Below are 13,188 nucleotides of genomic sequence, written 5' to 3'. Positions count from 1 at the left end.
TGATTGTTGTGGAGCCTTTATGGTTGACAGGCTATGCATAGAAGGGTTAAAACTTGTTGATTAAGGCTCCACTACCTTACGGTAACTTTAAACGCAGTGGAACTCGTGGTAATGAACCATTCAAAAGTAAGTAGTCGGACAAAAATAAATCGAACTGTATTAACTTTTGTAAAGGAGTGATAAGTCTAACATTACGTGACCCGATGTCAATTTTCAAAAAGCAAGACCTAGAGCAGTTAAAAATCGCAAAAATATTCAAAAAAAACGGCCATGAAACAAATTAAATTACTTCAATATAACTAGAACCAGACCGAAGTAAAATGACAGAATCCTTAGCACATGAGAGTCATTAATTATCCAGTCATTTTATTAAAATAAACCTCAAAACTTAATTAAATATAAATCTTTTGACCGCCAATCCATTCCGATTTTGTCTCGTCTGAATACCTGCCATTACAGCGACTGATAATTCGTATTCATCCTCAAACATTTGACCAGCTAATTCATCTTCTTTCAGTCGTTGCCACTCGTTCTCAATTCGATTGAGTTCAGGAGAATAACTAGGTAACAAGAATATATAGAGTCCAAGACTCTCCCATTTTTCATAATTAGATTTCGTTAATTTACTTGTATGAATAGAACCTTGGTCTTGAACAACAACAGTTATTTTTCCAGTTTTCTTTAATCTTTCTTCTGCTTGTACTGCTTGCCAATTCATTAATTTGATATAACTTTCACTTTTAAAACTTTTGAAAGTCAATCCATACTCAAAACTTTTTCCTCTTTCTAATAGTCCACATATATTTAATCGTTTTCCTTTTTTTTTCCCCTGCTCAATTCTTTTTTGACTTCCAATTTTCATCCAAGTGTACAAGGTTTCCGCCCATAAACTAAAACCGGACTCATCTAAATATTTTAAACAAATTTCTCCCACTGCTGCTGATATTTCCAGCATTTCTAAATCCGATTTTTTGATGACTAATTGCTGACTATTTTGCTTTCCTTTCAGAGATTTTCTCGTTCTTTTCCATCTATATAGTTTTTTTTTATAATTCTTCTTAGATGACGCTGACTTAGATGAATTTTTCTTTCATTTTCTAGAAAATTACAAAGCTGATTACTGCTATAGGCTCTTGACTCTGTGTCTAATTTTTCCTCGATTATTGCGCTTATCTTCTGTCGTCCATTTCTTCTTTCTTCCTGACCGGTGAGCATCCCACAATCCGCTTAATCCCCTCTTTTCCCATCTATGTATTATTTCTCTAACTGTTTGAATTGAACAATTCAAATAAATCGCTATTTTTTTCACTTTCCATCCCATAGATGAGAGTCCCAGGGCTGAAGCCCTATCTCTTGTTCTTTGGGGAATTTTGTCAGCTTTACTTAATTCCAATAAAGTGATGTCTTGAGCCTTAGTTAAAAATACTCTTAAAGGGGGAGATGACATTGATCGCTGACTCCAAGTCTTTCTCTAAAACTCTCACAATTGGCTGAGCCCAAAAATTAAAAAAAGATTAATTTTTATTGGATTGGAGTCGGCAATCTATACTTGATTTATTTTTCCACCTCTGATCCTCAAGCTATACGACTTAACCGCACTTGGCTTTCCCGGAGCGTGCGGTTAAGCCTATCGCTGACTCTTCTTTACAAAACTTCATACAGTACTGTTTATTTTTGTCCCACTACTTATTAGTTATTATATGAGTTCAAAATCACCTCAATCTCGTCGTTTGATGCAGGGCTGTTTCATTCTAAATTGCAATATTTTATGCATTGACGAGGATACGTCGTTTCAGCCTTCGATAATTCAGGTATGCGATGGCTGAAAGCCTGTAAACTCGTTACCTAGATCCAGAATGAAATAACCCTGTCGTTTGATGGATGGAATTAGAGGACATTGGCTCATTGAAAATTCTCTTCATTGGGTAAAGGACGTCATCTATGAAGAAGATATTAGTCCCCAAACATCAGGATTTGCTCCAAAAAACTTATCTTTGCTCAAAACCTGGGTTTTAACCCTGATTCGAGCACATGGCTTTGATTCAATCAAGGCAGCAAGAGCGTGAAATGAGCCATAATTTGAGGTATATCCTCATTTTTTGGACTTAAGACTAATTATCTCTAATTATCTTCTATTTTATTGAAAATGAAACAGCCCTGCCTCTCAGGAGAACTCTTAAGAATCATGGGCATAGCTATCAGGCATACCTAAATGGGTCATACGATTGAGGGCAGCACAGGCCAGTAAAAGTTCTACAGCCTGGTTATCGAAAGTACGACGAGAACAACTAGTGCCAAAGATCACCTTGAAACGAAACATCGCTGTTTCCGATAATGAGCGACGGTGGTATCCACTCTCGTGTTTCCATTGGCTTCGACCCACTTGTTCAATCCGCACCAGGTTCTGATTGCGTGGATGGTTGTCCCCCTCTTGTGGCCAATATTGAGCATCATGACGTGGGGGGATATTGACCTGAGCACCTCGAGAACTGATGGCATCATAGCACTTGCGCTTATCATAGGCTCCATCTGCGGATACTGCTTCAATATTTTCTTCTATGGCGTCCAACACCTCCGATAAAGCGGAATCGTCACTGAGGTTATTGGTACTTACTAGGGCACTAAGTATCTCCCCTGTGCTCTCATCCACCCCTAGATGAAGCTTTCGCCAACTGCGACGGAAAGCTCACACCATGTTGACGCACTTTCCAAACTCCATCCCCATACACTTTTATACCTGTGGAATCCACCACCACATGCCGTGGCAAATTCCTTTCTATGACGGGCATTGCTACACTTAATTTTCCCAGTCGCCTCGATACCGTTGAATGGTCTGGTACATCTAAGTCCACCCCCATTAACCGGGCATAACGACTCCATCAATCCTTGGGTTTGCCTTCCTGGTAAATTCAGCAGTGAACTGATCGTACTCATGGAGCGCGATCGCTATGTCACTGTATTGGGGTGATCTGCCTCGTTTCCCTGTCTTGTGCGGATTCCACCATCCCTCAAGTACCTCCTCATCAATCGGTGAAGGTCAAACTTCCTCGGTTTTTTAGGGCTGTGTTGTACTCACTCCAATTCCTAATTTTATATTGGGTCTTGGTCTTTGCTTCTGTCATGGCTGGGTCGAGCAAAATTTTTCTCTCTCACATATTATTGCAGCTAACTCATACTCTTTATGCAACAAAGCCTATAAATTTTGTATCTGGGTTATAAAAATACTTCTTGCCGAAAAAGGCAAAAGGCAAAAGGCAAAAGGCAAGAGGGGAAATAAATCCATAATTTTATTTTACAATAAAAAAAGACTTCCTAGGTTTACATCTCAAAGACAAACGCTATAGCAATCCCTATAGGAATTGTGATAATTTTTGTTCCCTGTTCCCTATTCTCTTTTCCCTATTATCTGTTCCCTGTTGCCTAAAACCTTAGGTAAGCTTGACCCATTAATCTCAGGGGGTGACAAGCTAATTGAAAATATTACAGGGGTTAGGTTTTAGGGGTTAGGTTTTAGGGAAGATTGCCCTTACGGGATGGATTGATTCAAACTATCATTGACGAAGTCTTGTTAAAATTGCTTCAATTGCTGGCAAATACAAATGACTCCGATGCGCTCATTTTACCCAAAACCTAAAACCTAAAACCTAACACCTATCTAGGTTTGAGCTTTGTTGTCACCCCGTGAGCCCATTAATAATTAAATCGCCAGGGGTCACACCTCATAGATTTATAGCTGACCCAATTTAAAACGTCTGTAATGTCTTTGGTTAGATTTTATTTAATTCATTAAGGGGGTATGGCAACCGGATTTGGTATTATTCATTTGAAAAACCAACCCTGTCTTGAGGTAAAGCGCGAATGAGGAGGAAATAAAGAGCAGCTTATTTATAGCGGGGAGACTCAAGACAACCCATAAAGTGCAATCACCAGTGGCGGAATAATCAATGCCATCAACAAACTTAATGGGGCACCCACCCTAGCAAAATCCAAAAACCTGTAACCCCCTGGCCCATAAACCATGGTATTCGTCTGATACCCAATCGGAGTCATAAAACTATTAGATGCGGCAAACATCACTGTAAACATAAATGCCAGAGGATTCAGACTCAAACTCTTAGCTACCTCCACAGCAATCGGCAATAGTAACACTACCGAAGCATTATTAGACAGCACCTCTGTGATCAGGACAGTAACCACATAGAACAGTGTTAACAACCAATAACCAGGCAGATTACCCCCTAGTGCCACTAGATTTTCCGCTAACCATTCGGTTGTGCCTGACTCCTTCATGGCTATTCCCAAAGGAATTAACCCAGCCAGCAGGAAAATAATATCCCAGCGTACTGTTCCGTACAGTTCCCCAGGCTTGAGACAACCAGTGATCACCATCAACACTACTCCCAACAAGGCACTCACCATAATCGGTAGCACATTAAAGGCAGCTGCTAAGACTACCCCTACACTAATTGCGATCGCAATTACTGCTTTGTCTCGCCGTAGGGTTTCTAAATCTTGCTGTCCAATCACTAACAAATCTCGACTGGTTTGCAATCCCAACAAACTTTGCCTCGGACCTTGTACCAACAGCACATCACCAAAGTGCAAGCAAACTCTTCCAAGTCTTTCTCTGACCAGTTCCTGTCCCCGTCGAATTGCCAAAACCGTACCGTTATAGCGTTGCCGAAACCGCATATCCTTTAAGGTTGAGCCAATTAAATTAGAGTTAGCCAGGATCAACACCTCAGCAATCCCCTCCTCCCCAGAGGTAAGACCGGTTTCCAAGGGTTGCTGTCCAAATTGGACATCAGCTAAGATGTCTATCCCTCGTTCATCTTTGACTCTCAGCAGACACTCCCGACCAGACCTCACAATCAAAATATCCCCTGGTCGCAATACCTTATCTGCCAGCGGTTGGGGAAAACGGCTACCATTGCGAATCAGTTCCAAAACGTCCAAATCAAACTTCCGCTGGATTTCACTGGCACGTAGGGTTTGCCCCACTAGGCTGGAATCTGGTGTAATCACAATTTCACTGACATACTCTTTGAGATTATAGTCCTGAGTGACAATACCATTGCTAGCTACTTTACGGTTGGGCAAAAGTCGGGGTGCCACTAGAGCCAAATATGCCAATCCTATGGTGAATGTAATTAGCCCCAATCGGGTGAATTGAAACAAGCTGAAATCACCATAGCCCAACTGTTTAGACAACCCACTGGCCAAGACATTAGTGGAGGTGCCAATGGTAGTGATCATGCCCCCTAAGATAGTGACAAAGGATAAGGGCATCAAAAGCCTAGAAGGGGAAATACTTTGCTTGCGGCACCAATCTTCTACAATAGGAAGTAGTACAGCCACCACAGCTGTATTGTTAATGAAGCCCGTTATGGGCCCAGCAATTATTCCCATGGTAAATATTTGCTGGGTTGACTCCTTGCCTCCCCACTTCAGCAGTAGGTCATTCACGATTTGAAGCGCCCCAGTTCGGGCAATCCCAGCACTGAGGATAAACATAGCCATCACAGTGATCGTGGCAGGGTTGCCAAAACCGGAGATTCCCTGTTCTGGGGTGACTAGCTTTAGAAGCATAAGTAATACCATCACTGCGATCGCAGTGATATCCACTGGCATCCATTCCCTAATGAAACTGATTAAAGCTAGTACGACAACGCTCAGGGTTAGAAATATAGTCATAGATACAGCGGTTTGCAATTCAGTTAGGTACAAATTTCTGGATTTTAGGGAACAGCGGATCTGGGAACAGCGGATCTGGGAAGTCAGAAGTGGGAAGTCGGAAGTCGGAAGTCGGAAGTCGGAAGTCGGAAGTGGGAAAACAATCCTGTGTACCTGATAGTTATGCAAACCGCCGTAGCGATCGCTCTCACCAAAAAAGACTACCTTAGTTAGGTAGCTCATGGACATCCATCAAACATTTTGATAAATTTACCTATCCATGGAATTTATCTCGCCATATACTAGCCAAAATGATTCAATAACGCTATTAGTTAGCGTATCCTTTATCAAACTAATTTATAGTTATAGCAATGAGCATAAGCCTTAGGAAATCAAATTAATTTAAAGGTAACTTCGGAACTTCGGAACTTTGTAACAAGCATGTACTAATCTTTATTCCCCGAATTCATCCGTGACTATGAACTTAATTATTCATTATTATCTAGTCAAGTATATCCCTTAATTAAAACTTTAAATTAAGACACCCTTTATTTAAAAAAATTTAATAATAAACTCTCAATTATTGTTGACTGTTGACCGTTAACGGTTGACCGTTGACCGTTAATCTTACCATCCCGCCAACAAAAAAATCAATTAAATTAAAATTGAATAAACTCCTGGGGGTTGCTCTGAGTATGCCAGGGGAACAGGTAGCTTCTGGAGTAGGGGAGTAGGGGATATTCCATGTCCGTCCCCATTCCCCCATCCCCCCATCTTCTTCAAAGTAAAGCGTGGTAGCTCACGCTTCGAGCAATTTTCCACTTCCCATCAAGCAGAATTCCCAGAGGAATCACCCTTACTACCGTGGTCAATACGCTTGATCGGTTTCGGTCTTGGTCTTTGGGGTTTGGGTGCTGTGGCTGTAGCCGCGCCATCCTTTTTACGAGCAGGGCGTGGCTTCGGGTAACTCTTTTTAGCACCAAAACGTTTTTTATTTTTATTAAATGGTTTTCTCTTTGGTCCTTTTTTGTTGAGAAACCCAATATCATTTCCTTCCTGGATCACCAGGGTATTGGCTTGCAGCTGTGCATGTAAATCCCAAAAATGACCAACGACCCTTTCTCCCAGGCAACCCTTAAGCTTTAACTTGAAAAACTTAGGCTTATCTGACTCTTTACGAGGTAATTGCCTAATTTTAACAACGACTTGTTCCTTCTCCCGCGAATGGTAGATCACCTCGCCACGAATGGAAAAATAGCCATCCTTCGGAATCGGTTCCGCCTCAGCTTCTGAGGAGTCATTTGATGTCTCGACTTCTGTTTCGGACTGAGCAACTCCGGAGTCAGTTGTTTCAGCTTCAGCTGTGGGTTCGAGAGTTTCTGGTTCCCAGACGCCAACAATTTGGACATGTAAGTTATCGTCTGCTTGCCTGATGCGAGGATAGACAACCCAGAGGTGGGGCTGATTGAGATCTAAGTGATTCTTGACCAAACTCATGACCCGACCGAGTAACACCGCATCAATCAAGGTTCCATCTGCCCCTACCAGTGTTCCCCTGGTCAACTGTTCTGCGGAAGGCATATATTTGCCATTGACCAGACCAATGGCGCGGTATTGCCTAGGTTCACTGGGGGCAGGAATTGGGTGCTGTCTTGAGACCTTACTTGAGACCTGAGTAGTTACTGTCCCATTAGATTCAGCTAAGGGAGCTGATTTGGTGGTATCTTGAGAGCCACCAGTTGGTGTTTCTGGGGGCTGGTTTTGCACACTGGATACTTCCGGTGGTTGGATTCCAGACGACTCAGCTGAGTCGGGAAGCCCATTCACAGACGAATTCATATAACCTCCTAGCGGCGGAGACACATTCCCATGGGTGGTTTTGACTGACATTGGCAGCATTGTCTTGTCAACATGTTCCAGCTTTCCGGTGTCCTTTCCAGAAAAAATTATCCTGGACTGTTGCCACCAAAAAACTGGAGGGTGAGCGCACTTGGTACTAGTCTACCCACTGTACAGAATGCAGTGAGATAAAGGTTAGATCCGCAAAGTTTATGGAATCTTTAATCTGAGCGGTTTCTAGCCGATTTAACTGAGCCTTAATGCTAGCGTATTTATATAGATGGGATTGATGGGAGGAGACTTGAAAACCCCCAAATCGTTTCATAATGGGAAGAGAGTAGCAATCTAGTACATGCGTAAAGTTACGCATGCGTAACTTTACGCATGTTTTCAACAAAACTCCTCTGGGATTGTGGTACAATGGGCCTATGCAATAACCAAGCAATAACAGTATTAGGCTTGACATCCAGATAATCTTCTACAAGAGTGGGTAGCCTGCGAAAAGGTAACTGAGTAAAGCCATCAGTTTTAAATCTCCCGAAAATAACGGAGTAGAGCAACAAAGTTGTCACCTCAAATTCAATATTAGGTTGGGTTCCAGCCGATTTGAAGCCTGTGGATAGGGTGCTGCCGACAGTCCTAGTTGAAACAGGAAGTAAACAGGCTTCGTTGTGACGTTTTTGTCCGCGATGTTCACGTTTTATAGAACAGTTCAAGAAAGTTTTGTGTCTCAAAAGCGCAGTCTCTGGATCAAAATAGTGCTAGTACTAGCTGTGCTAGCGTTTATCGGTATTTCGATGATTCCTTTGCTAGGGAATATTTTCAAGGATAATCCCGCCTCTGTTGGGGCAACCCCTACAGCTACACCAAATATTTCTGCCCAGCAGCAAGCAGAACTAGAAGCTCAAGCCAAGGGTTATGAACTAGTCTTGCAGCGAGAACCAGAAAATTTAACGGCCTTGAGAGGTCTGCTGGAGATACGGCTGCAGCTCAGAGACATCAAAGGCACCATTGAACCCCTAGAAAAGTTAGCCAAACTCAATACTGACCAGACAGATTATGGTGTCTTGCTGGCTCAGGTAAAACAACAAATTGGCGATCGCGAAGGAGCAGCTCAAGCCTATCGGGACATATTAAACGCTAAGCCTGGGGATATGAATGCTCTGCAAGGGTTAGTTAGTTTGCTAACCCAGGAAAACCGCCCAGAAGCAGCCATCGGTTTGCTGCAAGACACCTTAAAAAGTTCCCAGCAAGTCAATGAGATTAAGCCTGGGAGCATTGATGTCATTTCTGTGCAGTTGTTGTTAGGTCAAGTTTACGCGAATCAGAAGCGTTATGACGAAGCCACAGCTATCTATGACCAGGCGATCAAAGGCAACCAAGATGACTGGAGACCAGTGCTAGCTAAAGCCATGATTTTTAAAGAACAGGGTAACACTGAAAAGGCTAAACCCCTGTTTGACCAGGCTGAATCCCTAGCACCAGCCAAGTACAAAGACCAAGTCAAACAGTTGGCAGCCGAAACTCCAGAAACTCCAGAAACTCCAGAAACTCCAGAAAATTAGTGATTGGCCAAACCATGATTAGTGATGAGTAACCAAGACAGAGTAGTAACCCTAGTTACTCATAACTCGACCACTGAGGCAGTCTCGGAGTAACAATCAATACTTCCGCTCTTTCGGTTCAAACAAGGTGATGCTAACCGGTTTATATTGCAGGTCAATACCTGCGGATGAGTAAAACGCTAGGGTGTGTTTGAGAAAATTGGGATCATCCCTTTGGGGATAATCCTCCCGGCTATGGGCACCCCGGCTTTCTCGTCGGTTCAGGGCAGATGTCAGAATGATTTCTCCAACTATCATTAAATTGCGCAGTTCTAAGGCTTCGATAATTTCGGTGTTCCAGGAGTTGCCTTTGTCATCCAAATAAATTTGCTGGTACTGTTGTTTCAATTGTTCCAGTTGGTTTAATCCCTCCTCCATGGACGCTTGGTTACGGAAAACCCCACAGAATTGGGTCATACAGTCTTGGAAGGCTTGACGCAACTGGTTAAGCCGTAAGGTGCCAGATTTTTCCACAAGGGCTTTGATTTTTGCCTGGGCTGCATTGAGGTAGGATTGCTCGTCAATGTCTGGTAACTTCCGGTCTTGGACGTATTTTGCGATCGCAGCACCAGTTCTTTTGCCATAAACCACACATTCCAACAGGGAATTACTCCCCAGGCGATTTGCCCCATGAACAGAGACACAGGCTGATTCCCCAGCGGCAAAGAAGCCCTCAATTAACCCATCTTTACCACTATGGACTTGTCCATCGGTGTTGACAGGGATTCCCCCCATGGAATAGTGGGCAGTTGGTCGTACTGGCATTGGTTGATGTACTGCATCAATACCAACCAATCGATGGGCTTCTTCCCAGCAGAACGGAATCCTACTCATAATCTTTTCTTTGCCCATGTGGCGCAGGTCAAGGTAAACAAAAGGTCCCCCTGCCCTGCCATCAGGATGAATGCCACGACCAGCTCTTAGTTCTAGGGTAATCGCTCTTGAAGTAATATCCCGGGGTGCCAGTTCCATTTGTTTGGGGGCGTAGTCGCTCATAAAGCGATCGCCTTCTGAGTTAATCAGATAAGCCCCTTCCCCTCGTACCGCCTCAGAAATCAAAACTCCCACCGGATACAAGCCTGTAGGGTGAAACTGTACAAACTCCATATCTTCCAAAGGCACCCCAGCCAGAGCTGACATTCCCAGACCATCCCCAGTGGAAGCAAAGTCATTGGAGGTGGTGTTAAATACCCGTCCATAACCCCCAGTAGCAAACATGACCGCTTTTGCCCGTACTACTTCCACCTTCGTGTTTAGGAGCTGGAACATCACCACCCCTTTTGCCTGACCCTCTTCCAAAATCAGCTGCATAACGTACCACTCATCGTAGAGTTTGACACCGTTATGCCGGAGATTGTTCACCAGTTCATGCAAAATGGCGTGACCCGTCTTATCTGCCGCGTAGCAAGTGCGGCGATAGGAATGCCCTCCAAAAGCCCTCTGAGCAATCCGACCATCTGGTAAGCGGGAAAACAGAACCCCCATGTGTTCCAGCTCAATGACCACCTCTGGAGCCTCTTTGGTGAGGATTTCTACTGCATCCTGGTCTGCCAAGTAGTCAGAGCCTTTAACCGTGTCAAAGGCATGGGCTTCCCAGCTATCGTCAGCATCAACATTCTTCAGAGTAGCTGCCATACCCCCTTGGGCAGCCACCGAATGAGAACGAATTGGGTGAGTTTTAGCCACAAGGGCGACATCCAGCTTAGGCTCAGAGCGTTTAATCTCTAAAGCAGCGCGACATCCAGCTAATCCCCCACCGACAATAATGACATCGTGTTCTAGCATCTCGCTCGTATGATGGAATCCGAATTCCTATTTTAGGCTCTAGGTTCTAGCCTCTAGGCATTTACCCTCTAGGATTGCGGAAAAAGTATGAAGCGCCCCTCCTCAAGCACGGAGGCTCTCAACTCCCCTTCCCCGGGTTCTGAAAAAGCCGGGGATGGTCCGGATTCTCTTCAACCGGTCGCCCCAATAGGTTTCTGTCTAGGGGCTCTGCCTCCAGCTGTTGATGTGGTTTCCTCCTCTTCCATCTGAGCAATTTCAATATGGTTTAACAATGTAGTCACGAAGGCAAAGAGCAGGAAGGGCAGAGATAGTACCAAAATCAGCCCGACAGTTGCCAGAGCGTAAATTTGGCGGTCAGCACTCCAAAGAGCTAAGGCTGAGGCAAGACTCAGGAAAATTACGATTAACCAAACCATAATTTGTCCATAAATGTCACCAAAGCTTAGGGTGCAGACAATGCGATATCGTTGTAAGTTATCCATGGCATCTCTTGACACATTTCTTTATTTTTCTTAGCATATGCGTCTCATCCAGGTTTGGGGGATTTCTCAATAATTTTTAAGAGGAGCGCAACATCAGTTTACATTTAGATTTACATTTAGTCATTAATCCTTAGTCCTATGTATTTTGTGAGCCAAATTAAGCCGACTTTTGACCAATAACCAATGACCAAAGAGCGCCCTCGGTAGGATTTGAACCCACGACCCAGGGATTAGAAATCCCTTGCTCTATCCACTGAGCTACGAGGGCATAGCTATATCATACATCAGAAAAAACTGTTTTTGCTTGGCTGGTGATCGGGTACCAGTCTCTGTGTGCCTAATACCTAGTCCTATCAAGGCGCTTTGCGGGTATTCACTCCTGTATCTGTAAACCATAACCAAAAATTATACCAATTTAAAACGGGACAGTCAAGGTCAAGGAGGAACAGGGAACTTCGGATAAAGGAACAATGGCTCCGGTAACAGAAAGCATTTCCCGTTAAGCGTTGCCCGTTACCCGTTCCCGATCTCATACCGAGTTGCATTCAAAGATAGTAGATTGCTTGGATAGGGAGATAGGGAGATAGGGAGATAGGGAGATGGGGAGATGGGAACCCACCCCTAACCCCTCCCAGGAGGGGGAGATGGGGAGATGGGGAGATGGGGAGATTGGGGGAAGAGAAAGTTGTACGTTTGACCGCAACTTGGTATCAGGAGAGCCTTGGGCTTAAGTGGAGAGCCACCACAATAATTATCGATTGCTTGTCTCAATTAGCGGTAAGACTCAAGGCACTTAGCTCGAACCCGAGTTAAGGTAGGTACATAGTCAGTGTCACTGATCAGAACTTAGTCAGACTCTGTCACAAGGATTCTGATCAGGAGATAGTGACTATTACTCTGTCAAAATTGAATTGAGGGGTAAACTATACTTTTCCGGATTAGGCACGCTTTTACTAGGCATTAGGTATGACTTAACACCGTGCCACCGTGCCACCGTGCGACTTTGCCCTAACCCTCAAAACTAAATTGACAGAGTACTAGGGGGTTAGAACACTTCGTCAACAGCACCCCCTGACCCGGTCAGGAGTCATGTGCCAGTATCATGTTTATTTTGAAAAGGCAGGATGTTGAAATCTCTAGTATTCAGCACCCACAGAGGGAGCAGCAAATCCCGATTCTCAATTACCAGGGGCAAACCTTTCGCCTGCTCAGTGTATTTGGTGCCACTCAGGAAGAGGAAGCCATAGCTTTCTGGCGAGACCTCACCGATCATCGGGGAAAAGCTTGTGTATTGTTGGAAGAACCTGAGCGCTACAGCGTTTGGGGAAAAATCCGTCTGGATCAATTAGGCACTGAACCCAGCTCTGAGGGCACTAGGGTATCCTACATTCAAGCCTGTCTTTTGCTACTACAGACGGTGTATATGGATGTGGAAGACTTCTTAGGAGCTAGACAAGCTGGGTTGTTCCAGAAGGATATCGCCAAGATCTTGATAGATTCAAACTTTCCCCAGGTTCAATCGAACCAAGCTGTACAACAATTGCTCAAAATCGACCCCCTTACCAACTCTGATTTTCCTATCTGGGAAGAACATCATCTGATCACCCTGTTGCAAGAACTATATCGCTTAGGTAAAGACTATTTTGGCAATACCAACTTTGCTCAGGGGGTTAGCGATATCTTGCAGGATATGCCAGCTCAGGAGCAAACTCAGTTTATCAACTGGCTTAACAACTGTGATCTTAGTAAACTATGGCAATAATCTACAATTAAAAATAAGCTTAAGAATCATAGATATTTTAGCA

Annotated in this window: 10 protein-coding genes, 1 tRNA gene and 1 pseudogene; 3 read left to right on the top strand and 9 right to left on the bottom strand. The window is 43.9% G+C overall.

Annotated features, from left to right (window positions below):
* Positions 1-388 precede the first annotated feature (388 nt).
* From F6J94_RS19845 to F6J94_RS19820, 6 genes and pseudogenes are all read right to left on the bottom strand, one after another.
* On the bottom strand, positions 389-955 hold the full coding sequence (locus F6J94_RS19845) for a transposase (protein WP_293043583.1): 567 nt from the start codon (positions 953-955) through the stop codon (positions 389-391).
* A gap of 168 nt (positions 956-1,123) precedes the next feature.
* Positions 1,124-1,447: a helix-turn-helix domain-containing protein gene (locus tag F6J94_RS19840; protein WP_293043581.1), complete on the bottom strand. Its 324-nt coding sequence runs from the start codon at positions 1,445-1,447 to the stop codon at positions 1,124-1,126.
* 729 nt (positions 1,448-2,176) lie between these two features.
* Positions 2,177-3,122, bottom strand: a pseudogene (locus tag F6J94_RS19835) (IS5 family transposase).
* A gap of 778 nt (positions 3,123-3,900) precedes the next feature.
* Positions 3,901-5,694 carry an SLC13 family permease gene (locus tag F6J94_RS19830; RefSeq protein ID WP_293043585.1) on the bottom strand — a complete coding sequence of 598 codons (1,794 nt, stop codon included), beginning with the start codon at positions 5,692-5,694 and terminating at the stop codon, positions 3,901-3,903.
* A 559-nt stretch (positions 5,695-6,253) separates the two neighbouring features.
* Positions 6,254-6,439: a hypothetical protein gene (locus tag F6J94_RS19825; protein WP_293043579.1), complete on the bottom strand. Its 186-nt coding sequence runs from the start codon at positions 6,437-6,439 to the stop codon at positions 6,254-6,256.
* Between the two features lie 62 nt (positions 6,440-6,501).
* Complete coding sequence (locus F6J94_RS19820; protein ID WP_293043577.1) at positions 6,502-7,512, bottom strand: hypothetical protein; 1,011 nt, start codon at positions 7,510-7,512, stop codon at positions 6,502-6,504.
* 725 nt (positions 7,513-8,237) lie between these two features.
* Between F6J94_RS19820 and F6J94_RS19815 the strand changes: the two genes are divergently transcribed.
* A complete protein-coding gene (locus tag F6J94_RS19815) occupies positions 8,238-9,077 on the top strand; it encodes a tetratricopeptide repeat protein (RefSeq protein WP_293043575.1) in 840 nt (279 codons plus the stop codon).
* Positions 9,078-9,173: 96 nt separating this feature from the next.
* On the opposite strand, the gene F6J94_RS19810 is transcribed toward F6J94_RS19815, so the two are convergent.
* The 3 genes from F6J94_RS19810 to F6J94_RS19800 form a co-directional block, all read right to left on the bottom strand.
* On the bottom strand, positions 9,174-10,901 hold the full coding sequence (locus tag F6J94_RS19810; RefSeq protein WP_293043573.1) for a succinate dehydrogenase/fumarate reductase flavoprotein subunit: 1,728 nt from the start codon (positions 10,899-10,901) through the stop codon (positions 9,174-9,176).
* Positions 10,902-11,071: 170 nt separating this feature from the next.
* Positions 11,072-11,383 carry a hypothetical protein gene (locus F6J94_RS19805; protein ID WP_071107458.1) on the bottom strand — a complete coding sequence of 104 codons (312 nt, stop codon included), beginning with the start codon at positions 11,381-11,383 and terminating at the stop codon, positions 11,072-11,074.
* Positions 11,384-11,578: 195 nt separating this feature from the next.
* Positions 11,579-11,651 (bottom strand) — tRNA-Arg (locus tag F6J94_RS19800).
* Positions 11,652-11,982: 331 nt separating this feature from the next.
* Here F6J94_RS19800 and F6J94_RS19795 point away from each other — a divergent pair.
* Positions 11,983-12,114, top strand: a complete 132-nt coding sequence (locus F6J94_RS19795; protein WP_293023612.1) for a hypothetical protein — start codon at positions 11,983-11,985, stop codon at positions 12,112-12,114.
* Between the two features lie 371 nt (positions 12,115-12,485).
* On the top strand, positions 12,486-13,145 hold the full coding sequence (locus F6J94_RS19790) for an Npun_F0813 family protein (RefSeq protein WP_293023609.1): 660 nt from the start codon (positions 12,486-12,488) through the stop codon (positions 13,143-13,145).
* The last annotated feature ends 43 nt before the right edge of the window (positions 13,146-13,188 follow it).

It is taken from the genome of Moorena sp. SIO1F2 (assembly GCF_010672755.1).
Taxonomy (GTDB): domain Bacteria; phylum Cyanobacteriota; class Cyanobacteriia; order Cyanobacteriales; family Coleofasciculaceae; genus Moorena.
The sequence above is the reverse complement of the archived record's forward strand: the minus strand, read 5'-3'. Positions and strand labels throughout refer to the sequence as shown.